Annotated in this window: 20 protein-coding genes and 2 pseudogenes; 14 read left to right on the top strand and 8 right to left on the bottom strand. The window is 71.5% G+C overall.

Features of this window, described 5'->3' with window-relative positions; genetic code table 11:
* Nucleotide 1: 1 nt before the first annotated feature.
* Nucleotides 2–388: a nascent polypeptide-associated complex protein gene (locus ACP95_RS11050; protein ID WP_049981259.1), complete on the bottom strand. Its 387-nt coding sequence runs from the start codon at nucleotides 386–388 to the stop codon at nucleotides 2–4.
* 196 nt (nucleotides 389–584) lie between these two features.
* Nucleotides 585–877 (bottom strand): annotated as a pseudogene (locus ACP95_RS11045) (DUF2267 domain-containing protein); the annotation flags it as partial.
* A 123-nt stretch (nucleotides 878–1,000) separates the two neighbouring features.
* On the opposite strand from ACP95_RS11045, the gene ACP95_RS11040 reads away from it, so the two are divergent.
* Together ACP95_RS11040 and ACP95_RS16140 are read left to right on the top strand one after the other, a co-directional pair.
* The gene (locus ACP95_RS11040; RefSeq protein WP_049981258.1) at nucleotides 1,001–1,801 is read left to right on the top strand and encodes a creatininase family protein; all 801 of its coding nucleotides are present in this window, start codon (nucleotides 1,001–1,003) and stop codon (nucleotides 1,799–1,801) included.
* Nucleotides 1,802–1,904: 103 nt separating this feature from the next.
* A complete protein-coding gene (locus tag ACP95_RS16140) occupies nucleotides 1,905–3,356 on the top strand; it encodes a hypothetical protein (protein WP_202593827.1) in 1,452 nt (483 codons plus the stop codon).
* Between the two features lie 27 nt (nucleotides 3,357–3,383).
* Here ACP95_RS16140 and ACP95_RS11030 read toward each other — a convergent pair whose 3' ends face one another.
* Nucleotides 3,384–4,052, bottom strand: coding sequence for an O-methyltransferase (locus ACP95_RS11030; RefSeq protein ID WP_049981257.1), 669 nt, complete (start codon nucleotides 4,050–4,052; stop codon nucleotides 3,384–3,386).
* 70 nt (nucleotides 4,053–4,122) lie between these two features.
* Nucleotides 4,123–4,578: a hypothetical protein gene (locus ACP95_RS11025; RefSeq protein WP_049981256.1), complete on the bottom strand. Its 456-nt coding sequence runs from the start codon at nucleotides 4,576–4,578 to the stop codon at nucleotides 4,123–4,125.
* 118 nt (nucleotides 4,579–4,696) lie between these two features.
* Between ACP95_RS11025 and ACP95_RS11020 the strand changes: the two genes are divergently transcribed.
* The 6 genes from ACP95_RS11020 to ACP95_RS10995 all read left to right on the top strand — a co-directional run bounded on the left by ACP95_RS11020 (nucleotide 4,697) and on the right by ACP95_RS10995 (nucleotide 11,312).
* A complete protein-coding gene (locus tag ACP95_RS11020) occupies nucleotides 4,697–6,382 on the top strand; it encodes an acyl-CoA mutase large subunit family protein (RefSeq protein ID WP_049981255.1) in 1,686 nt (561 codons plus the stop codon).
* A gap of 67 nt (nucleotides 6,383–6,449) precedes the next feature.
* Nucleotides 6,450–6,842 (top strand): methylmalonyl-CoA epimerase, encoded by a 393-nt coding sequence (gene mce, locus ACP95_RS11015; protein WP_049981254.1) that lies wholly within the window; start codon nucleotides 6,450–6,452, stop codon nucleotides 6,840–6,842.
* 101 nt (nucleotides 6,843–6,943) lie between these two features.
* Nucleotides 6,944–7,546, top strand: coding sequence for a DUF6517 family protein (locus ACP95_RS11010; RefSeq protein ID WP_049981253.1), 603 nt, complete (start codon nucleotides 6,944–6,946; stop codon nucleotides 7,544–7,546).
* 57 nt (nucleotides 7,547–7,603) lie between these two features.
* Nucleotides 7,604–9,529: an AMP-binding protein gene (locus ACP95_RS11005; RefSeq protein ID WP_082224668.1), complete on the top strand. Its 1,926-nt coding sequence runs from the start codon at nucleotides 7,604–7,606 to the stop codon at nucleotides 9,527–9,529.
* A gap of 68 nt (nucleotides 9,530–9,597) precedes the next feature.
* Nucleotides 9,598–10,749, top strand: a complete 1,152-nt coding sequence (locus tag ACP95_RS11000; RefSeq protein WP_049981252.1) for an acyl-CoA dehydrogenase family protein — start codon at nucleotides 9,598–9,600, stop codon at nucleotides 10,747–10,749.
* Between the two features lie 281 nt (nucleotides 10,750–11,030).
* The gene (locus ACP95_RS10995) at nucleotides 11,031–11,312 is read left to right on the top strand and encodes a hypothetical protein (RefSeq protein ID WP_049981251.1); all 282 of its coding nucleotides are present in this window, start codon (nucleotides 11,031–11,033) and stop codon (nucleotides 11,310–11,312) included.
* A 29-nt stretch (nucleotides 11,313–11,341) separates the two neighbouring features.
* Here ACP95_RS10995 and ACP95_RS10990 read toward each other — a convergent pair whose 3' ends face one another.
* Entirely contained in the window at nucleotides 11,342–12,640 is a 1,299-nt protein-coding gene (locus ACP95_RS10990; protein ID WP_049981250.1) for an MFS transporter, read from the bottom strand.
* Between the two features lie 123 nt (nucleotides 12,641–12,763).
* On the opposite strand from ACP95_RS10990, the gene ACP95_RS10985 reads away from it, so the two are divergent.
* A complete protein-coding gene (locus tag ACP95_RS10985) occupies nucleotides 12,764–13,243 on the top strand; it encodes a YeeE/YedE family protein (RefSeq protein ID WP_049981249.1) in 480 nt (159 codons plus the stop codon).
* Nucleotides 13,244–13,284: 41 nt separating this feature from the next.
* Complete coding sequence (locus ACP95_RS10980) at nucleotides 13,285–13,692, top strand: DUF6691 family protein (RefSeq protein ID WP_049981359.1); 408 nt, start codon at nucleotides 13,285–13,287, stop codon at nucleotides 13,690–13,692.
* Here the strand turns inward: ACP95_RS10980 and ACP95_RS10975 are convergent, their stop codons facing one another.
* Nucleotides 13,693–14,073: a hypothetical protein gene (locus ACP95_RS10975; RefSeq protein WP_049981248.1), complete on the bottom strand. Its 381-nt coding sequence runs from the start codon at nucleotides 14,071–14,073 to the stop codon at nucleotides 13,693–13,695. It abuts the gene before it with no gap.
* Between the two features lie 78 nt (nucleotides 14,074–14,151).
* On the opposite strand from ACP95_RS10975, the gene ACP95_RS10970 reads away from it, so the two are divergent.
* From ACP95_RS10970 to pyrI, 4 genes and pseudogenes are all read left to right on the top strand, one after another.
* The gene (locus ACP95_RS10970; protein WP_049981247.1) at nucleotides 14,152–15,729 is read left to right on the top strand and encodes a thiamine pyrophosphate-binding protein; all 1,578 of its coding nucleotides are present in this window, start codon (nucleotides 14,152–14,154) and stop codon (nucleotides 15,727–15,729) included.
* 34 nt (nucleotides 15,730–15,763) lie between these two features.
* A pseudogene (locus tag ACP95_RS10965) lies at nucleotides 15,764–17,541 on the top strand (DNA mismatch repair protein).
* Between the two features lie 108 nt (nucleotides 17,542–17,649).
* On the top strand, nucleotides 17,650–18,573 hold the full coding sequence (pyrB, locus tag ACP95_RS10960; RefSeq protein ID WP_049981246.1) for an aspartate carbamoyltransferase: 924 nt from the start codon (nucleotides 17,650–17,652) through the stop codon (nucleotides 18,571–18,573).
* Complete coding sequence (gene pyrI / locus ACP95_RS10955; RefSeq protein ID WP_049981245.1) at nucleotides 18,566–19,027, top strand: aspartate carbamoyltransferase regulatory subunit; 462 nt, start codon at nucleotides 18,566–18,568, stop codon at nucleotides 19,025–19,027. Before pyrB ends, pyrI begins: the two co-directional genes overlap by 8 nt.
* A gap of 10 nt (nucleotides 19,028–19,037) precedes the next feature.
* Here pyrI and ACP95_RS10950 read toward each other — a convergent pair whose 3' ends face one another.
* Both ACP95_RS10950 and ACP95_RS10945 read right to left on the bottom strand, forming a co-directional pair.
* Entirely contained in the window at nucleotides 19,038–19,712 is a 675-nt protein-coding gene (locus tag ACP95_RS10950; RefSeq protein ID WP_049981244.1) for a DUF7546 family protein, read from the bottom strand.
* A 2-nt stretch (nucleotides 19,713–19,714) separates the two neighbouring features.
* On the bottom strand, nucleotides 19,715–21,115 hold the full coding sequence (locus ACP95_RS10945) for a heme o synthase (RefSeq protein ID WP_049981243.1): 1,401 nt from the start codon (nucleotides 21,113–21,115) through the stop codon (nucleotides 19,715–19,717).
* Nucleotides 21,116–21,193 lie beyond the last annotated feature (78 nt).

Here is a 21,193-nt window from a genome sequence, read left to right as displayed (position 1 = left end):
ACTACTCCAGCTGCGAGACGGCCGCGGCGAGGTCGCCGTTGTTCTCCTCCAGCGCCTGCCGGGCGGTGGACTCGGTGACGCCGGCACGCTGCGCGACGATCTCCACGTCGGCGTCGGGGATGCCGCCGTCGTCGTCGGCCTCGTCGGCACCCTCCTCCAGCGCTTCCGTATCGTCGCCGCCCGTCTCGCGGACGTTCGGCTCGCCGACGATCTGGTAGGTCTCCTGGCCCTGGGCGTCCATCTTGGTGACCTGGGCGCCGTCGAAGTAGAGCTCCTCGTCGCCGGTCCGGATGATCACTTCCTCGGCGTCGAGCTCCTCGACGTCGATCCCCATCTGCTTCATCATCTGCTGCATCTTGCGCGGGTTGAGTCCGCCGCCTCCAAACATGGTCGTGAGTCGGTGGGGAGGCGTCAAAAGCGTGGCGAAGGGGCCGGAGGCTCCGAAATCGTTACGCCGTCGAGCCGCCCTGCCAGCCGCCGTCGTCGACGACGCCGAACAGCTTCCCCCAGTTCTCGTCGTCCTCGCTCTCCGGGAGCGCGTCCCGCAGCTGCCGCAGGTCCGACGGCGGCACCTGCGACGCCACGAGATCCATCACCACCTGCGCGTGGTACGCCGCCTCCTGGCGCTCGGTGCCCTCCACCTCGCTGACCCGGGAGACGAACTCCGCCCAGTCGAACCGCTGGCCGTGCCGTGGACGGCGCCGGTCATGTACCACTTGATCTCCATCGGGAGCGACGCCGCGAGGTCCTCGGCGTTCCCCTCGGGGATCCGCTGGCCCAGCGCCATCAGCGTCGCCCGTATCGAGCGAACCGCCTCGCCGGTTCCCGGTAGCTCGAGTCGGTGCTGGATCTCGCCGGTGAACTCGTCGAAGTTCATCGTCCGTAACTACGGACCAGCCGCGGTTAAAGTTATGCAGACCTAACAGGTCCACGAGCGGCTGTTCGCCCCGGGCGTGCCGCGCTCGGGAGGCTTTAGGGGCCTGGGCACCGGCGACTACCCATGTACCTCGCCGACCAGACGTGGCCGGACGTGGCGACCGCCGACGCCGGCCCCGTGGCGTTCGTCCCGCTCGGCTCGACCGAACAGCACGGCCCGCACCTGCCGCTCTCGACCGATCACGTGATCGCCGAGGGGCTCGCCCGCGCGGCCGCCGATCGCACGGGGTTCGTCTGTACGCCCACCGTGAACGTCGGCGTCAGCGACCACCACCGCCACTTCCACGGCACGATGTGGGTGTCGCCGTCGTCGTTCCGGGACTACGTCGAGGAGCTGACGCGGAACCTCACCGCCCACGGGATCGACCGCGTGGTGTTCGTCAACGCCCACGGCGGCAACGCACAGCATCTCCAGGAGGTCGGCCGCCGCCTCCGCGCCGACGAGACCGCGTTCGCGACGCCGTGGATGTGGGACGAGTCGATCCCGGAGCTCGTCGACGACCTCTTCGAGACCAACGGCCCCCACGCCGGCCCGAAGGAGACGTCGATGCTGCTGCATCTCGACCCCGAGACGGTCGAGCCGGGCGAGTTCGAGAACGCCCGCGACGGCGGCCTGACCGACCTCGCGAGTTCCGGCCACAGCCGCCACGGCGCCCGGGTCCACTACGACACGATCGAGAACTCCGCCAACGGCGCCTTCGGCGACCCGACAGACGCCAGCGCGGAGAAGGGCGAGCGGCTGTTCGAGGCCGCCTGCGACGAGCTGGTCCACCTCGCGGAGTGGCTGGCTGACCAGCGCTTCGCGGACCTGATGCCCCGGGAGCACGTCGACCCCAAACCGGGGAGGCGGACCGAACAGGTCTGACGCCGCCACCGGGGGCCGGCGTGCACGGGCGTCGAGCCCTGTCTCGAGCGCGCTCAGATCGCCACAAGGCCCTTAGGGGCGAGGCTGGAACGTCCGACGATTCATGGCTCCGACAGTTGCCGTCGCGCACTACCCCGAAGGTGCGGGACACGCGACTCGGATGCTGGCCGTCGCCGACGCCGTCGAGCGACGGGGCGGGAGAGTCCGCATGGCCGGCGGCGGCGCCGGCACCCAGTTCGTCGCGTTGAACGGGTACGACGAGTTCGAACCCACCGACGTCGACTTCATCGACACGTTCCAGGGCGGCTCGACGTGGGAGACGCTCAGTCGGAGCCTCCCGGCCAGCCTGAGTCGGATCGTGGAGTACCAGGCCTGGCTGACCGCCACCGAGCCGGACGCGCTCGTCACCGACGACATGTTCGCCGCGATGGCGGCGAGTCGGTGTGACGTGCCGCTGTACGTGCTGAAACACGACATGCCGAGCCTCTACCGCGACCGGATCGAGCGCGCCGGCGCGGGGTTCCACACGCGGTTCCAGCTCTCGGCGGCCCGCGAGTTCTTCTACCCCGTGGTCTGGCCGGAGTCGGGCGGCGACCCCGAGGCGGCAACCCGGATCCCGCCGGTGGCGCTCGACGGCGACGGGGCCGTCGACGACCCGCCCGACGTGGTGGTCGTGCCGAGCCACTACTCGTCGCTGTCCACCATCGCCGACCACCTGCGCCGGCAGGGGTACGACGTGCTCGACGTGGCCGACGACGAGTGGGACCCCGTCCCGTCGCTGCTGCCGTACGTCCGTGGCGCCGACGCGGTGGTCTGTTCGGGCTACTCGACGATCATGGACGCCGCAGTCGCGGGCACGCCCTGTGTGGTCCACCCGGCGACCGACGAACAGCGCGCGGTCGCCGACTGGCTGGAGCGGTTCGACGTGGACGGGTTCGCCGTCGCCGACCGCCCCATCGACGTGCTCGACGCGGTCGCCGACCCGCCGACTGCTCCCGAGTTCGAGAACGGGGCCGACGTGATCGCGAAGCGCGTGCTGACCGATCTCCGGGACCCCGACCCGTACGCCGAGGCCGACGACGACGCGGCGTCGACGGCCGACCAGGTGACGACCGCCACGGGCCTGCGCTCGCTGGTCGCCGTCCCGACGCTGGCCGCGGTGGCGGCGACGACGGCCGCGACGACGGTTGCCCCCGCCAGGATCGGTCGCGGGGTGGGGGAGCGAGCGGCTCGGCTCGCCGGCGTCGCTCGCGGCGTCGGCGGACGGCTGGGGAGCGCAGGGGCTCGGGCGGTCGCAGGGCTCCGGCACGGCAGCAGCGCGGCCAGCCGACGAGTCCGGCAGGTCGCGAGCGAGTCGAGTCACGGCGCCGCCGCGGCGGGACGGACCGTCGCGGACGCCGCGACGGAAACGTGCTCGTCCGTCTCCGGGGGTGTTCGGTCGCTGGGCAGCAGGGTGCGCGACGGCCTCGACGCCGCCGCCGGCGCTGTCGGGTCGACGGGGCGCGGGCTGGCTGCGCGGATCAGTGTGCCGTCGGTCACGGGCGTGCGGCAGTGACCTGAACGCGACCGGCCTACAGGGGGCTCAGTCCCGCCGCGGCGCGACGCGCGTACTCAGACAGAGCCCCGAGCCGACGGGGAGGACGAACGACTCGAACGCCGGGTCAGCGCGGACGTGTTCGACGTAGTTCGCGATCCCCTCGGTGCCGTCGCTGGCGTCGTCGGGGAGCGGTTCGCCGTCGGCGAAGTACGCCGTCAGCGCGTCGATGTCGATCGGGCCGCGGGTCATGTTGTCGGCGACGATCACGCCGCCCTCGGGGACCTTCTCTCGGGCTTTGTCGAACCCCTGGGCGTAGCGCGGCTTGTCGTGGTCGATCAGCACCACGTCGAACGGGCCGCCGTACGCCTCGACCAGCTCCAGCGCGTCGCCGTGCTCGAACCGCGCGCGGTCGGCGACGCCGGCGCGGTCGAGGAACTCCCGCGCCATGTCGAGTTCGCCCTCGTCGATCTCGGTGAGCACCACCTCGTCGGCGCCGCCGGCGAGGAACCAGGAGGCGCTGTAGCCGTAGCCCGAGCCGAACTCGAACACGCGCTCGGCGTCGGTGAGGCGCGCGAGCATCCGCAGCACCGCGCCCGCGTCGGGGCCGATGATGGGGAAGTCGTTCTCGTCGGCGTAGTCGGCCATCTCCGCCTGCACCTCGCTGTGGCCCGCGCCGGTGGCGCGGACGTACCGCTCGACGGTCTCCAGATCCATGCGCGTCGGTTCGCCGGCGGAGAAGTAAGCGTTTGGCCCGACGAACCCGTCGGTGTGTGGTCGGCTGGTCTCAGACCAGCGGCCGCGCGAGGTAGCCGCCGAGCAGGAGCAGGACGACCGAGAACGTCGCCGCGACGCGGATCAGCGTCTCGTTCTCCCGGCCGGCGGTCTGGATCTTCCCCTCGCCCAGCGAGTCCTGGATCTTGCCGATCGAGGCCTCGAGCAGCCCGGTGACGACCAGCCAGAGCGCGAGCATCCCGAGCACGGCGTGGCCGGCGCTGGTGCCGAACAGCCGGCCGTCGCCGTACCCCGTCGCCGCCATGTGGCCGCCGGTGACGACGAACACGACGGCGCCGATCCGGGTCAGCCAGCGCAGTCCGGTCGTGATCGACATCGCCGACGTGGCGCCGATGTCGCCCTCGGAGAGCAGCGGGTGGATCCGCCACGCGTAGAACACGGTCGTGCCGGCCCAGATCCCGGCGAACAGCACGTGCAGCATACTGAACGCGGTGTCGATGAGTGCCATGTCCGCTCCTGTGGCCCGGTCGCCGATAAAGGGGGGTGACTCCGGACCGCCGTCGGCGCCTCGCGGGGGTCGCCGCGGTCTCCCCACCCTTAAGTCCGAACCGCCCCCAGTTCGACCCATGTTCGACGACGAGGACCTCGCGGCGATCCGCGAGGGGAAGGAGTCCTGGGAGGCGGAGACCTACGGCCCCACCGTCGACCGGTTCGGCGAGCGCAAGGAGACGTTCACCACCGACACCGGCGGGCAGGAGGTCGACCCGCTGTACACCCCCGACGACATCGCCGACAAAGACTACGAGGAGGAGATCGGCTTCCCGGGCGAGGAGCCGTACACCCGCGGCGTCTACTCGACGATGCACCGCGGCCGGCTCTGGACGATGCGGCAGTACGCCGGGATGGGGACGGCGTCGGAGACCAACGAGCGCTTCCACTACCTGCTCGACCAGGGGCAGACCGGACTCTCGATGGCGTTCGACCTGCCGACGCAGATGGGCCACGACTCCGACGCCGGCATGGCCACTGGCGAGGTTGGACGCTCCGGCGTCGCCATCGACTCGATCGAGGACATGAAGACCGTGTTCGACGGCATCCCGCTGGACGAGGTGTCGACGTCGATGACGATCAACGCGCCCGCGAGCGTGCTGCTCGCGCTGTACATCGCCGTCGGCGACGAGCAGGGCGTCGACCGCGAGGAGCTGCGTGGCACCATCCAGAACGACATCCTGAAGGAGTACGCCGCGCGGAACACGTACATCTACCCGCCGGAGTCGTCGATGCGGCTCATCACGGACATCTTCGAGTTCTGCGCCGAGGAGGTGCCGAACTTCAACACCATCTCCATCTCGGGCTACCACATCCGCGAGGCCGGTTCGACGGCCGCCCAGGAGGTCGCGTTCACGCTCGGCAACGGGATCGAGTACGTCGAGGCGGCCATCGACGCCGGGCTCGACGTGGACGAGTTCGCGCCCCAGCTGAGCTTCTTCTTCAACGCCCACAACAACATCTTCGAGGAGGCAGCGAAGTTCCGGGCCGCCCGCCGGATGTGGGCCCAGATCATGGAGGAGCGCTTCGACGCCGAGAACCCCAAGTCGAAGCAGCTGAAGTTCCACACCCAGACCGGCGGCTCGACGCTCACGGCCCAGCAGATCGAGAACAACGTCGTCCGCGTCGCCTACCAGGCGCTCTCGGCGGTGCTCGGCGGCACTCAGAGCCTCCACACCAACGGGAAGGACGAGGCGCTCGCGCTGCCGACGGAGAAATCCGTCCGGACCGCGCTCAGAACACAACAGATACTCGCTCACGAGTCGGGTGCTGCCGACACCATCGACCCACTCGCGGGCAGCTACTACGTCGAGAGCCTCACGGACGAACTCGAGGAGGAGGCGTTCGACATTCTGGAGGACGTCGACGACCGTGGCGGGATGCGCGGCGCCATCGAGGACCAGTGGGTCCAGCGTCAGATTCAGGAAGTCGCCTTCGAGCGCCAGGAGGAGATCGAGGAGGGCGAGCGGGTCATCGTCGGCGTCAACGAGTTCGAGGTCGAGGACGCCGAGCCGGAGATGGATCTGGAGTCGGTCGACGAGGAGGACGAGCAGCGACAGATCGACCGGCTCAACGAGCTCCGCGAGGCGCGCGACGACGACGCCGTCGAGGCGGCGCTCGACGACCTGCGTGACGCCGCCGCGGGCGACGAGAACGTGATGCCGTACATCGTCGGCGCGGTGAAGGCGAAGGCGACCGTGGGTGAGGTCTGTAACCTGTTCCGCGACGTGTTCGGCGAGTACCAGCAGGGCGTGTCGGTCTGAGCGGTCGCCCCGCGGAGCCTCACGCGAACGACCCACGCTTTTGGGCCGTCGACCCCGAGACACGCCCATGGAGTTCGACCACGCCGGCGTCGCCACCGACGACGCCGCCGAGACCGCGGCACTGTTCGGTGACCTGCTCGGCGCCGAGAACGTCCACGAGGAGACCGACGAGGCCCGCGGGATGCGCTTCGTGTTCCTCGACCTCGGCAACGGGTACGTCGAGGTGATCGAACCGCTCGACGACAGCAGCACTATCGCCGACTACGTCGCCGAGAACGGCCCGGGCCTCCACCACGTCGCCTTCGCGACCGACGACGCCGCGGCCGCCCTCGACCGCGCCCGCGACCTCGGGATCGAGCCCATCGACGACGAGCCCCGCCCGGGCGCGTGGAACCACGACATCGCCTTCCTCCACCCGCGGGACACCGCTGGCGTGCTCGTCGAGTTCGTGGAGCACTGACGAACCCTTCTGCGGCCCGTTCCGCTGCGGCCGTCGGCTGCGCCGTCCCGTGGCTATCACCGAGCCGAACAGTTAAGGGAGCTTACTCGTAACCGCGGCGCATGCTGTGGAGACTGTTCAGGCTCGGCGTCGTCGGGGTGGTGCTGTTCGCGGCCGTCGGCGGCGGCTGGCTGGTCGCCGGCGGGCCGCTACAGGGGAGCGCCGACGCGCCGCTGGCCGTCGACGCCGGCACCGCCGACCACCACGGGTTCGCCGAGCCGACCGTAGAGCCGGTGCAGTTCCGGGAGCGACTGGGCGTCGCCGGCGTCGAGAAGCGCGTCGACCTCTCGGCGTACGTGATGACGACGACCCACGAGGAGACGGGGGCGGCGGTGGTGACGGTGAGCCTCCCGGCCTGGCGCTTCGGCGGCGTGCCGCTCAACCCGCTGACGTACGCGCCGCTGAAGCAGGTGGTGACCTACGTCTTCCCGTACCTCCCGATGGAGACGACCGAGGTAACGTGGGCAGGCGAGACGACCGTCGAACTCGCCGGCCAGGAGGTGACCGCCGGCGAGTACGCGGTCGAGGGCGACGCCCCGCGGCTCCTCGTCGCCCGCGAGACGATGGGCGAGGACACGGTGTTCGCGGTCGGCGTCTACACGCCGGATCGCCCCGAGAGCCGCGCCGCCGTCGAGTCGCTGTTCGCGTCGCTCGGCCACGGTTAACCGGTCGCCGGCGACGTGTGCCAAGAGGGAAGTACCAGTAGTCCTGTGGAGGGAGATATGCACGACTGGCTGGCCCACCGGGTCCGGACCACGCCCGACCGGGAGGCCCTCGTCAACGCGAGCTCCGGCAACGCCTGGACGTACGCGACGCTCGACGAGACGGTCGAGGAGATGGCCGGACGGCTCTCGGCGCTCGGCGTCGCCGAGGGCGATCACGTCGCCGCCGTCCTGGAGACGGGCGTCGAGGCGGTCTGCCTGATCCACGCGTCGATGCGGCTGGGCGCCGTGTTGGTGCCGCTGGCGGCGGAGTTCACGCCGCCGGAGCTCGCCGCCCGCCTCGACCGCGCCGACGTGGACACCGTCGTCTGTGACGGGACCACCGAGTCGCAGGTCCGGGCGGCAACGGCGGAGGTGGGGCGGTCGGTGCCGGCGTTCACCATCGACGAGGCCGACGACGACGACGTGACGCCGCTGTCGGCGGCCGAGCCGGACGAGTTCACGCCGACCGCGTGGGAGCGAGCGGACACGCAGTTGCTCCTGTTCACCTCCGGGACCACCGGAGAGCCGAAGGCGGTCCGGCTCACGATGGGGAACCTGCTCGCGAGCGCGACCGCCAGCGCGTTCAGGCTGGGGGTCGACCCCGAGGACCGCTGGCTGGTGCCGCTCTCGCTGCACCACATGGGCGGAATCGCGCCAGTGCTGCGCTCGACGCTGTACGGGACGACCGTGATCGTCCGCGAGTCGTTCGATCCGGGGGGAACCGTCGACGACCTGCGCGAGCACGAAGCGACCTGCGTCTCGCTGGTGCCGACGATGCTCCGCCGGATGCTCTCGGCGCGGGGCACGCTCCCGGACTGCCTGCGGTTCGCGCTCGTCGGCGGCGCCCCCACCCCGGCCGAGCTCGTCGAGCGCTGCCGGGACTACTCGGTGCCGATCTGCCCGACGTACGGGATGACCGAGACGGCCTCACAGATCGCGACCGCCCGCGCCAAGGAGGCGTACGACCACCCCGAGACGGTGGGGAACCCCCTGCTCTGGACGACGGTGACCGTCGTCGACGGGGACGGCGAACCGGTCGCGGCGGGCGAGTCGGGCGAACTGGTCGTCAGCGGCCCGACGGTCACGCCGGGCTACTACGGCGACCCGGCGGCGACGGACGAGGCGTTCGGGCCCCACGGGCTCCACACCGGCGACGTGGGGTACCGCGACGATGCCGGGCGGCTGTACGTGCTGAACCGGCTCGACGACCGGATCCTGACCGGCGGCGAGAACGTCGACCCCGGGGAGGTCGTCGACGCGCTCCGGGCCCACGAGGCGGTCGAGGACGCCGCGGTCGTCGGGATGGACGACGAGGAGTGGGGCGAGCGGGTCGCCGCGCTGCTGGTCCCGGCCGGCGACGACGTCGACGTGGACGCGCTCGAGAGCCACCTGCGCGAGCGGCTCGCGGGGTTCAAGCTCCCGCGGACGGTCGGCACGGTCGAGGAGCTCCCCCGGACGGTGTCGGGGACGGTCGAGCGCGACGCGGTGCGCGAGCGCCTGCGCGAGGGCGACACGGTGGCGATCGAGCGCGACCGACCGAGCGCCCGCGCCGCCGGCAACGGCGACGACGTCACCCCGGAGGCTGGCGAGGAGCCGGCGGCTGCCGACGAATCGGTGCCCGACGGGTCCGACGACGAGGATCCCGCAGCGGCGGCGCTAGAGGCGGCGATGGAGACCGAGCCGACCCGGGCGGAGGCCGACCCGGGCGTCGACGCCGACAACGCGCCGGAGGCGGAGCCGGAGCAAACCGAGGAGGACGAGGAACGCCGGGGCGGCGCCGCGCTCTCGTCGTCGGACGGGCCCGCGGGGCGCCGGGAGAGCGACCGGCTCACGGGGATCGGCGCCGCCGCGGACGACGAAACCGGCGACGAGGTCGAGGATGACGAGGAGGCGCCCGACGACGCGGGCGAGGACGACGACGAGTCCGCGGCCGACGGGCGCTGACCGGAAACGCGGGACCACGGAGCGGCAGTTCTGAGTGCCTTTTTGCGTGCTCGCCGCCACTCTAGCGTATGGACTTACTCGACGAGGGGCTCGTCCCCGAGCACGCGCGCGAGGCGAAAGCCGAAGCCAGAGCGTTCGCCGAGGCGGAGATCGAACCCGTCGCGGCGGAGCAGTTCGCGGCCGGGGAGTACCCGTGGGACGTGCTCGAGGCGGCGATGGACGCCGGCCTCGTCGCCGCCGACCTGCCCGAGGAGCTAGGCGGGCGCGGGTTCGACGTGGAACAGATCCTCGCGATCGGCGAGGAGTTCTTCCGCGCCGACGCCGGCATCGGGCTGACGCTGATGCTCGCCTCCTTCGGCTGTGAGCTGGTCGAGCAGTACGGCACCGAGGAGCAGCACGAGAAGTACCTCCGCCCGGTCGCCCAGAACGACCAGCTCTCGGGGCTCGCGGTCTCCGAGCCCGACACCGGCTCCGACCTCGCGGGGATGACCACCAGCGCCGAGAAGGACGGCGACGAGTGGGTGCTCAACGGCGAGAAGTACTGGGTCGGCAACGCCGTCGAGGCCGACTGGCTCACCGTCTACGCCAAGACCGGCGACCGCGACGACCGCTACGGCAACTACTCGCTGTTCATCGTCGAGACCGACTCCGAGGGGTACGAGGCCGAGCACATCCCCGAGAAGATGGGGATGCGCGCGTCCAAACAGGGCCACATCGTCTTCGACGACTGCCGCGTCCCGGAGGAGAACCTCGTCGGCACCGAGGGCGGCGGGTTCTACGCGCTCGCGGACTTCTTCAACCACGGTCGGGTCGTCGTCGGCGGCCACGGGCTCGGGCTCGCGGCCGCGGCCATCGAGGAGGCCGAGGCGTTCGTCCACGAGCGCGAGGGGTTCGGCCGCAACATCAACGAGTTCCAGGCGGTCCAGCACATCCTCGCGGACATGCAGACGGAGTTCCAGGCCGCCCGGACGCTGAACTGGCGCGCCGCGCGGATGGTGAAGGAGCACGACAACCCCGGCTACTGGGCGGCGATGGCCAAGACCAAGTCGACCGAGACCGCCGTCGACGTCGCCGAGCGCGCGATGCAGCTCCACGGCGGCCGCTCGATCTTCGCGGACCGCCGCATCGCTCGCGTCTACCGCGACGTGCGCATCCCGGTGATCTACGAGGGCGCCAACGAGATCCAGCGGAACCTGATCTACCGGCAGACGCCGCGCTAACCAGCCACGGCGAGCGACCTACTGCGCGCTCCGTCGCGCAGTCACGGAGCGGACGCCGTGGCTGTGTGTAGCCCAATCGGCGAGCGACCGCCGACGACCTCCGTGTCGTCGGTTCGGAGCTGACGCCGTGGCTGTGAGGCCAGAACTGCTGTCGACCCCGAATTCGCTGCCGGACACGGCGGCAACGATTCAGTTTTTGCGACGCGTTCGCAGGTATTCTCCACCACATTCATTACTAAATTTATCAAACTTTCACAAGGCTCGATGGTCGGCATGCGACGATGCCTGCGTACCGCAACGCGCTCGATTTGGCATCGAGCGCAGCGAGTCGCATCGTCGACGTGGCCACGACCGTCGCGGTCGCCGCGGGGCTGATCGTGTGGGCGCTGTTCTGGTCGAACCTCGCGCGGGTTCACTACGCCCACGGCGACCTCCCGTCGGCGCTGTTCACCGCCGCCGCGTTCGTCGCCCCCGCGGTCGCCGCGCTCGTCTGGTACGTCGGCGAGGTCGCCGGCGCCGACATGCCGACGCCGAGTGTGGGGCCGAGCCTCCCGAGTAGCTGAACCGCGCGGTCTGGTTCCGGAAGGGCGATCTAGCTCTCCGCCGCCAAGCCGTTCTCAGTCGGCGACAGCGTCCGTTCGAACGCCAGCAGCCCGACGCCCAGCAGCAGGCTGACCCCGATCAGCGACGGCCAGAGCCACGCCGCCAGCCCGTAGTCGAAGAACACGCCGCCGACGAAGGAGCCGATCCCGAACCCGGCGCGCTTGGCGACCTCGAGCATCGACAGCTGGGCGCCGCGCTCGCCGTCGCTCCCCAGCGCGCTCATCAGCGAGGTCGAGATCGGCGAGTGCAGCACCTCGCCGACGGTCCGGGCGACGAGATGCAGCCCGAGCAGCCCGACGCCGACGGCGAGCAGCGGATGGCGTCCCGCGGCCGCCGGGCCCAGATCCAGCAGGTAGACGAGCCAGACGACCGCCATCGACGCCGCCCAGAAGCCGACCGAGAGCACGAGCCCCCGCGTGCGCCGCCAGCCCGAGACGGCGTCGACGAGCGGGATCTGGAGCAGCACGAGCGTCAGCGGGTTGAGCACGAACAGCGTGCCGATCTCCGACGAGGAGAGCCCCAGCTCCGCCTCGGCGACGACGGGGACGGTGGTCTGCATCTGGGCGTACAGCACCGCGAAGCAGACGTTCAGCGCCGCCAGGCCGAGCACGCGGCGCTTGGTGATCGCCGCTCCCCAGTCGCCCACTGAGTCCCGGAGCGCCACGTCCTCCTGGCCCGCGTGGATCCGCGGCACCAGCGCGAACAGCACGACGGCGACGACCGCGGAGGTGGCGCCGTCGGCGAGGAACACGGTCACCTCCGCCCACTCGTACAGCAGGCCGCCGACGACGAACCCAGTGCCGAAGCCGACGTTGTTGCCGACTTTCAGCAGCGAGTAGGCGCGGTCGCGCTCCGCGCCGTCGGTCAGGTCGGCGATGTACGCCTGCCCGGCCGGCGTGTACAGCCCGTTCGTCGCGCCCGCCAACGCGGAGACGGCTATGAACGCACCCGCCGGGTCCAGCGGGTCGATCGCGGCGGCGATCGCTGGCACGAACGCGTAGCCCGCGAGTGTGACGGCGTTGCCGGCCATCGCCGCCACCATCACCGGCTTGCGCCCGATCCGGTCGGCGAGGTAGCCGCCGACGGTGGTCGCGACGGCCGTGCTGACGTTCTTCACGAGCAGCCCCAGCCCGACGAGCGACAGCGCGATCCCGATCTCCAGGTGGAAGTGGATCGTCGCGAACGGGTACACCAGCCCGGAGCCGAACACGTTCAGCAGCTGGCCGACGGCGACGACGTACACCGAGCGGTCGAACCCCCGCACGGCGTCGAACGAGAGCCGAGACACGGCGGACCCAGAACCAGCCGGGATTTATCCGTAGGGGTTCCGGCGACGCCATCGTATCGGTCAGCTGAGGATTCGGCCGCCGGCGCCGGGACGTTCAAACGCGTGCCGGGCGGAGAGGGCCCTATGGCTCTGGACTTCGCGACGCTGTTCCCCAACGGCGTCCTGCACTACCTCGTCGGCGGCCTGCTGATCGGCCTCGCGACGGTCGCCATCTACCTCGGGACGGGCATCGCCGCGGGCGCGAGCACGTTCCTCGAGTCGACGCTCTCGTACGTCTCCGACCGCGACCGGTTCCAGCAGTTCCGCTTCGTCCAGTCGCGTGGCTGGCGGCTCGTGTTCACTGCCGGGATCGTGCTAGGGGCGGCGGCGTACACTGCCCTCTCGGGCGACGACTGGTTCGTCACCGAAGTGTCGACGACGCGGCTGTTCGTTGGCGGCGTGCTCGTCGGCGTCGGCACCCGGGTCGGGAAGGGCTGTACCTCCGGCCACGGGATCTGCGGCGTGGGGTCGCTCTCCGACGCGTCGCTGTTGAACGTCGCGACGTTCGTGCTCGTCGCCGCCGGGACCGCCCACGTCCTGCTGGCGATGGGGGTGTCGCCGTGAGCGATCCCGGAGCGGGCGCCGACGGCCGCCACCCGCTGTTCATGCCGCTGATCTTCGTCGGCGGCCTCGTGTTCGGCGTCGGCCTCGCGGTCTCGCGGATGGCCCGGCCCGAGGTCGTGCTCGACTTCCTGCAGTTCGAGGACTTCGGCCTGCTGTTCGTGATGGGCGGGGCGGCGCTGGTCGCCGGCCCCGTGTTCCACCTCGCGACCCGGAGCGGGAAGCGCGCGCCGCTGACGGACAGGGTGTACGATCTGCGCCGGAAAACGTTGGACAGTAACGTGCTGCTGGGCGGCGTCGTGTTCGGCGTCGGCTGGGGGATCTCGGGCATCTGCCCCGGCGCCGCCTACGCGAGCGTCGGCATCGGCAACTGGCCGATCCTCGCGGGGATCGCCGGGATGTTCGTCGGCGCCTACGGGCAGGGGGTCGCCCGGGACCTGCTCCGGGACTGACTACTCCCGCAGCTCCTCGCGGACGATCTCGATCCCGTCCTCGACGGCCGCCATCGACACGTTCTCGTCGCGCTCGACGGAGAACAGACAGCCCCGCTTGGCGCCGTCGGCGACCCGGGTGACCCACGAGCGCTCGAACGTGCGAACGACGGCTTCGAGGCTGCCGAGTTGGAACGACTCCTCGACGGTCGGCGCGTCCAGCTGGTGGACGATGCTGTTGTCGACGAACGACCTGATCTCCTCGTCGGTGTACTGATCCGCCACGTCGGCCCGCAGCGAGTCGTCGACGCGCTCGCCGTCGTACACGATCACCCCCCGGAGCGCGGTGCCGAGCCGGTCCGCGAGCGCCGTGTGGATGGGGTCGGCGGCCAGTTCGCTCATGGGGGCCACTCCACCGGCTGACGCAAAAAACTGCGGTCGGAGAAAGAACTACGGTGGTTCACGCGCCCCGTAGGAGGTATGGACCGACTGACCGGCGGCGAGGCGGTCGTCGCACAGCTCGAGCGCGAGGGCGTCGACGTGGCCTTCGGGATCCCCGGCGTGCACACCCTGGAGATCTACGACGCGCTGCTCGACAGCGGGATCGACCACGTCACGACTCGCCACGAGCAGGGCGCGGGGTTCGCGGCCGACGGCTACGCCCGTGCGACCGGCCGCGTCGGGGTCTGCTTCGTCATCACCGGCCCGGGGCTGACCAACGTCGCGACCGCGGTCGGGCAGGCGTACTCGGACTCCTCGCCGATGCTGGTGATCTCGACGACGAACGCGACCAACGAGGCCGGTCGCGGGAAGGGCCACCTCCACGAGCTCAAGGACCAGCAGGGCGTGATGGACTCCGTCGCCGCCGAGAGCTACCACGTCGACCGCGTAACCGACGTGCCGGAGACGATCGCCGACGCGTTCGACCGGCTGGAGCGCGGCCGCCCCCGCCCGATCCACGTGCAGATCCCGACCGACGTGCTCGAACGCGCGGAGCCCGTCGACCTGGTCGACCGCGCGGCCGCCGCCCCGCCGGGGCCGGACACCGAGCGCGTCGACGAGGCGGTCGAGCTGCTCGCCGGCGCCGACCGCCCCCTGCTCGTCGTCGGCGGCGGGACCGTCGACGCCGCCGAGACGGTGCGGAGGTTCGTCGACGAGACGGAGATCCCGGTAATTACGACCGCCGCGGGGAAGGGCGTGGTTCCGGGCGACCACGACTGCTGTGTCGCGACGGCGCTGGGCCACGAGCCGGCCCACGAGTTCGTCGCCGAACGCGACCTCGTGTTGGCGGTCGGCACGGAGCTCAGCGCGCAGGACAGCGCCGACACGCCGTTCCCGGAGGCACTGATCCACGTCGACGTCGACCCCACGAACTTCGGCAACAACCACGAGACGGCGCTGGGGATCGTCGGCGACGCCGGGGCGACGCTCGGGGCGATCCACGACCGCGCGAGCGAGCGCGGGCTGCGCTTCGACGGGCCGAACGAGGCCGCCGACGCCGGCCCCGAACCGCTCGCGGTCGGCGCCGAGGACGACAGACACCACCTGCTGGCGGTGCTCCGGGACGCGCTCGACGACGACGCGGTGGTCGTCAACGACATGACGAAGGTGAGCTACGCCGCGCGGACGCGGTTCCCGACCGGTGCGCCGCGCTCGTTCCTCTTCCCCCGCGGGTTCGGCACGCTGGGGTTCAGCCCGCCCGCCGCGTTCGGCGCGGCGATCGGGAGCGACCGCCAGGTGGTGTCGCTGGTCGGCGACGGCGGGCTCCTGTTCACCGTCGGCGACCTCGCGACCGCGGTGCAGTACGACCTCGGCGTGCCGATCGTCGTCTGCAACGACGACTCCTACGACATCCTCGAGGACGTGCAGCGCCGGGACTACGGCCGGACGATGGCGACCGACATCGAGAACCCGGCGTTCGTCGACATGGCCGAGAGCTTCGGCGCCGCCGCCCGGCGGATCGAGTTCGACGCCGTCGCCGACGAGCTGCCCGCTGCGCTCTCGGCGGCGTTCGACCGGGACCGACCGACGCTGATCGAGATCCCCGTCGAGTTCTGACAACGCTCAAGAACCCCCGGCCACACCTCCACCCATGCGACTGCAGGAGTACTGGGGCGTCGGCCCGAAGACGGCCGAGCTGCTCGAAACCGAACTGGGCGTCGAGCGCGCCGTGCGCGCCATCGAGTCCGCCGACGTGGGGACGCTGGTCGACGCCGGCCTCTCGCGGGGCCGGGCGACGCGGATCCTCCGGCGGGCCACGGGCGCCGCCGGGCTGGACACGCTGGGCACCGGCGACGCCCGCGACGTGTACGGCGATCTGCTGGAACTGGCCGCGCGGGACGCGCTGACCGACGGCGCCGCCGACCGCATCCGCGTGCTCACGCCGCTGTCGAGCCAGTCGGCCGCCGAAGACCGACTCGACCGCATCGACGCCGCCCGCGAGGTGTGGGCGGGGCTGGACGACGACGGCCGGGAGTCGGTCGTCGCGACGTTCCAGCGCTACGACGACGCCGGCGCGGGCCGGCGCGCGGCGGTCGACGCCGCGCTCGACCTCCGTGAGATCGGCGCGAGCGAGGGCGGCCCGTTCGAGCGCCTCGCGGATCTCGACGCCGACGCGCTCGCGAACGCCGTCGACGCGCTGGGCGCCGTGCAGGGCGAGTTCGGCGACGACGCCGCCGACGAGCCGCTCTCGGTGGGTGAGGGCGCCGACGAGCAGCTCGACAGACTTCGGACCCAGCTCGCCGCCGCGCGCCGGCTCGACGACGGCGCGCTGGACGTGCTGGAGACCGTCCGCGGGCAGGACGTGCGCTCGCTCGAGGCGTTCCAGAGCGGCGTGATCTCCTACGTCGCCGAGGAGACCGGCGTCACCCCCAGCGAGGTCAGGGCGGTCGCGCCCGACGAGGCCCGCGACGAGACCGACTTCGTCTCGGCGACGCTGCGCGGGCTCGTCGCGGAGCTGGAGGGCCAGGTCGCGGACCGCGAGGCAGTCGTCGCCGGCGAGCTCCGGGAGACGCTCGACACCGCGGGCGGGGAGATCGAGACCGCCGTCGACGCGGTCGACGAGCTTGCCTTCGACCTGTCGCTCGCCCGCTTCGCTGCGGCACACGATCTCACGCGGCCGACGCTCGTCGACGACGGGCTCGCGGTTCGTGGCGCGCGCAACCTGTTCATCGACGGCGAGATCCAGCCCGTTAGCTACGGCGTCGGCGACCACTCGGTCTCCGGCGGCGCGCGCGCAGCGACCCGCCCTCGGGCGACCGCGTGGCGGTGCTGACGGGCGCGAACTCCGGGGGGAAGACGACGCTGCTGGAGACGCTGTGTGGCGTCGCGCTCCTGGCGGCGATGGGGCTGCCCGTCCCGGCCGACGAGGCCGAGGTCGGCCGCTTCGACGCGATCGTGTTCCACCGGCGCCACGCCTCGTTCAACGCGGGCGTGTTGGAGTCGACGCTGCGGTCGGTCGTGCCGCCGCTGACCGGCGAAGGGCGCGCGCTGATGCTCGTCGACGAGTTCGAGGCGATCACGGAGCCGGGCAGGGCGGCGGACCTGCTGAACGGGCTGGTCGACCTGACCGTCGACCGCGGCGCGCTGGGCGTGTTCGTAACCCACCTCGCCGAGGACCTCGCGCCGCTGCCCGACACCGCCCGCATCGACGGCATCTTCGCCGAGGGGCTGACCGACGAGCTCGACCTGCGCGTCGACTACCAGCCGCGGTTCGGGACGGTCGGGCGCTCGACGCCGGAGTTCATCGTCTCGCGGCTGGTCGCGAACGCCGGCGACCGCGACGAGCGCGCCGCGTTCCGCTCCATCGCCGCCGCGGTCGGGGAGGAGGCGGTCCAGCGGACGCTGTCGGACGCGGAGTGGCAGGACTGACTCCTTCGAGATTCGTAACGTCGGTCCCTGCCGCACACACGGGCGTGAACACCGGCGAGGACGGCCGAGCCGAGGGATTCAAGGTCGTGCCCATCGCCCTCTCGACTGATGCGTCAGGACCACCTCGTCGCCGCGGGCCAGCTCTCGCGGGCGGACGTCGAGCGCGTGCTCGACCGCGCCGCCGAGTTCGACGCCGCGCTGGACGGCGGCGGCCCGCTCCCCGCCCGGTACCCCGAGACGGTGCTCGCGCTCTGTTTCTACGAGCCGAGCACGCGAACCAAGATGTCGTTCGAGACCGCGATGAAGCGGCTGGGCGGCGACGTCGTCGACATGGGCGGCGTCGACGCCTCCTCGGTGAAGAAAGGCGAGAGCCTCGCCGACACCGTCCGGGTGGTCGAGGGGTACGCCGACGGCCTCGTGCTCCGCCACCCCCGCGAGGGCGCCGCCCGGATGGCCTCGGAGTTCGTCGACGTGCCCGTCGTCAACGCTGGCGACGGCGCCGGCCAGCACCCGAGCCAGACACTGCTCGACCTCTACTCGATCCGGGAGGCCGCGGGGCTGGACGATCTCACGATCGGGATCATCGGCGACCTGAAGTACGGCCGGACGGTCCACTCGCTGGCGACCGCGCTGACCGAGTTCGACGCCCACATGCACTTCGTCAGTCCGGAGTCCCTGCGGCTGCCGCGCTCGGTCCGGTTCGACCTCCACGAGGCGGGCGCGCAGGTCCGGGAGCACACCGAGCTGGACGAGGTGCTGCCCGAACTCGACGTGCTGTACGTCACGCGGATCCAGCGCGAGCGGTTCCCCGACGAGGACGAGTACCGGAAGGTCGCCGGGGAGTTCCAGATCGACGCCGAGACGCTCGAGGCGGCCCGGGACGACCTGACGGTGATGCACCCGCTGCCGCGCGTCGACGAGATCGACCCGGAGATCGACGGCACCGACCACGCGAACTACTTCGAGCAGGCCCACAACGGCGTGCCGGTCCGGATGGCGCTGCTCGACCTCCTGCTCTCGAACGATGAGTGACCACGAACTCCGCGTCTCCAAGATCCGCGACGGCACCGTACTCGACCACCTCCCGGGCGGTAGCTCCCTCCACGTGCTCGCGCTGCTGGGCATCGACGGCAGCGAGGGCACCGGGGTCAGCGTCGCGATGAACGTCCCCTCCGACCGGATGGGCGCCAAGGACGTAGTGAAGGTGGAGGAGCGCGAGCTCTCCCAGGCCGAGGTCGACGTGCTCTCGCTGATCGCGCCGCGGGCGACGGTGAACATCGTCGAGGAGTACGAAGTTCGCGAGAAGAAACGCGTCGAGCGCCCCGAGTCGGTGACGGGCGTGCTGGCCTGCCCGAACAGCAACTGCATCACCAACGACGAGGAGCCGGTCGAGACCCGCTTCGACGTGCTCGACGACGGCGTGCGCTGTGACTACTGCGAGACGATCATCCGCGAGGGGATCGCCGACCACCTCGACGTGAGCTGAGCCCGGCGGGCTACCGGAACGACGGGCGCCAGGACAGCAGCGCCACCGTCAGCAGGAACACCGCGGTCGACACGTCGTAGGCGTACGTCGTCGTCGCCACCGCGACGAACGAGCCGCCGCCGAGCGCCGCGGTGCCGACCGACGCCAGGATCGGCCACGAGCAGGAGACACAGGACAGCAGCCCCAGCAGCCCCGACACCGCGGACCGGGACACGTCGAGCACCGTGACGAACACGAGGTACGTCAGCGCGAGGTAGCCGATCACTTTCGCGGGCATCAGGATCAGCCGGAGGTACTGGCTCTTGAACGTGATCGCGGGGCCCCAGCCCGGCGGGAGCCAGAGCACCGAAAAGCCTGCCGTGTAGTCGAACGTCGTGGGGATCCCGGGGGCGACGACGCCGCCGGTGTACGCGAGCACCGCGAGGTAGCCGAGCGCCACCACGGCGCCGCGGCGGACCGCGCTCGGGCCCACGTCCGGCACGTCCGCCCGGACGAACACCCACAGCGCGACGTTGATCCAGAGCAGCCCGTACAGCGCGAACCGCGGGCTGCTGACGGATGCGGTGTCGCCGAACAGCCAGTAGCCGGTGAGCGCCATCACTTCCACGTACAGCACGGCGGTCCAGAGCAGCACCGTCCGCGGTTCGGGGAGGTCCTCGACGCCGGGGACGGTGACTGCCGACATGCTCACAGGACCAGCGTGTCGAGCACGACGGCGAGCAGCACGCCGCCGAGGTAGGCGTTCGAGGCGTGGAACGCGCGGAACGCCGCCGCCTCGGTGCGCTCGAAGTGGAGCCGCACGACCGTCCAGAGGAACAGCCCGGCGAGCGCGATCCCGAAGGCGACGAACAGCCAGTCGAGCCGGGCCGTCAGCGCCAGCGCCGCCGTCGCCGCCAGCGTCGCGCCGAGGTACCAGACGATGTGGCGGCGCGTCGTCGTCTCGCCGCGGACGACCGGCATCATCGGGAAGCCGCCGGCGGCGTAGTCGTCCTTGTACGCCAGCGCGAGGTTGTAGAAGTGCGCGGGCGTCCAGAGGAACACGACCGTCGCCAGCCCGAGGCCGCCCCAGCCGATCTCGCCGGTGACCGCGGCCCAGCCGATGAGCGCGGGCAGCGCGCCGGCGGCGCCGCCGATGACGGTGTTCTGGACGGTGTTGGGCTTGAGGATCAGCGTGTACACGACGCTGTAGAACGCGATGGCGGTCAGCCCGAGCACCGCCGCGAGCACGTTGATCGAGGCGAACAGGCCGACCGAGATCGCCGCGAGCGCGAGGCCGAACGCGACGGCGTTGCGAACCGGCACCAGGTCGACCGCGAGCGGGCGGTCGCTGGTGCGCTGCATCCGGCGGTCCACGTCGCGCTCGAGCACGTGGTTGAACGTGCCGGAGGCGCCGATGGCGAGCGCGCCGCCGACGAGCGTCTTGGCGACGACGGGAACGGTGAAGTTGGCGCCGCCGGCCAGCGCCATCGCCGCCGAGGCGACGAGGCAGAGCAGCCACATCAGCCGCGGCTTGGTCAGGCGGCCGTACGCCGCGAGCTTCGCCTTCGTCCGGGGCCAGCCGGGCGCCGGGAGCTCGGGCGAGGGCGACTCCTCGACGGTCGCCGGCGCGTCGTCGAGGGGGTCGGTCGGTTCGTCGTCGGGGTCGCCGGTGGCGGCCTCGAGCGCCCACGCCAGCGCCGCGAGCACGCTCCCGAAGATGACGACGCCCGTGCCGAGGTGGAGGGCCGCGACGGCCGCGGCCGGGGTGACGGTCGTCGTGGCGATGACGGCGCCGACCCCGGACTGGACCGGGTAGAGGACGATCGCGAACAGCAGCGACGCCTTCACGCGCCGGGACTCGTCGCGACGCCACGCGAGGGCTGCGGTGGCGAGGAGGAGCAGGCCGACGGCGAGGGCGGCGACGCGGTGGCCGAGGGCGAACCAGCCGTCCGCGGTGGTCGGGACGCCGAAGCCGCTCCCGCAGGCAGGCCAGCCCTGACAGGCGGTGGCGGCGTCGGTCACCGCCGTGGTCGCACCGATGGCGACGAGGAGGTACACTCCCATCGCGGTCGCCGCGAGCATGCCGGCGAACTGGCGGTCGGAACTCACTACGCGAAGTTGCGTCCCGCGGTACTTATCGGCTTCGCGTTTGCCCTCTCGCCGGGAACTGCCAGCGGGTCGATCGGG

The sequence above is a fragment of the Halolamina rubra genome (assembly GCF_000739555.1).
GTDB classification, from domain to species: Archaea; Halobacteriota; Halobacteria; order Halobacteriales; family Haloferacaceae; genus Halolamina; species Halolamina rubra.
This window is presented reverse-complemented; position numbering and strand designations above follow the sequence as displayed.

Coding starts and splice junctions, on each gene's coding strand:
- ACP95_RS10980 (WP_049981359.1), top strand. CDS start 13,285: ATGCCGCTGATCTTCGTCGGCGGCCTCGTGTTCGGCGTCGGCCTCGCG.
- ACP95_RS10985 (WP_049981249.1), top strand. CDS start 12,764: ATGGCTCTGGACTTCGCGACGCTGTTCCCCAACGGCGTCCTGCACTAC.
- pyrI (WP_049981245.1), top strand. CDS start 18,566: ATGAGTGACCACGAACTCCGCGTCTCCAAGATCCGCGACGGCACCGTA.
- pyrB (WP_049981246.1), top strand. CDS start 17,650: ATGCGTCAGGACCACCTCGTCGCCGCGGGCCAGCTCTCGCGGGCGGAC.
- ACP95_RS11000 (WP_049981252.1), top strand. CDS start 9,598: ATGGACTTACTCGACGAGGGGCTCGTCCCCGAGCACGCGCGCGAGGCG.
- ACP95_RS16140 (WP_202593827.1), top strand. CDS start 1,905: ATGGCTCCGACAGTTGCCGTCGCGCACTACCCCGAAGGTGCGGGACAC.
- ACP95_RS11005 (WP_082224668.1), top strand. CDS start 7,604: ATGCACGACTGGCTGGCCCACCGGGTCCGGACCACGCCCGACCGGGAG.
- ACP95_RS11050 (WP_049981259.1), bottom strand. CDS start 388: ATGTTTGGAGGCGGCGGACTCAACCCGCGCAAGATGCAGCAGATGATG.
- ACP95_RS11020 (WP_049981255.1), top strand. CDS start 4,697: ATGTTCGACGACGAGGACCTCGCGGCGATCCGCGAGGGGAAGGAGTCC.
- ACP95_RS11010 (WP_049981253.1), top strand. CDS start 6,944: ATGCTGTGGAGACTGTTCAGGCTCGGCGTCGTCGGGGTGGTGCTGTTC.
- ACP95_RS11025 (WP_049981256.1), bottom strand. CDS start 4,578: ATGGCACTCATCGACACCGCGTTCAGTATGCTGCACGTGCTGTTCGCC.
- ACP95_RS10995 (WP_049981251.1), top strand. CDS start 11,031: ATGCCTGCGTACCGCAACGCGCTCGATTTGGCATCGAGCGCAGCGAGT.
- ACP95_RS11030 (WP_049981257.1), bottom strand. CDS start 4,052: ATGGATCTGGAGACCGTCGAGCGGTACGTCCGCGCCACCGGCGCGGGC.
- ACP95_RS10950 (WP_049981244.1), bottom strand. CDS start 19,712: ATGTCGGCAGTCACCGTCCCCGGCGTCGAGGACCTCCCCGAACCGCGG.
- ACP95_RS11040 (WP_049981258.1), top strand. CDS start 1,001: ATGTACCTCGCCGACCAGACGTGGCCGGACGTGGCGACCGCCGACGCC.
- ACP95_RS10970 (WP_049981247.1), top strand. CDS start 14,152: ATGGACCGACTGACCGGCGGCGAGGCGGTCGTCGCACAGCTCGAGCGC.
- ACP95_RS10975 (WP_049981248.1), bottom strand. CDS start 14,073: ATGAGCGAACTGGCCGCCGACCCCATCCACACGGCGCTCGCGGACCGG.
- mce (WP_049981254.1), top strand. CDS start 6,450: ATGGAGTTCGACCACGCCGGCGTCGCCACCGACGACGCCGCCGAGACC.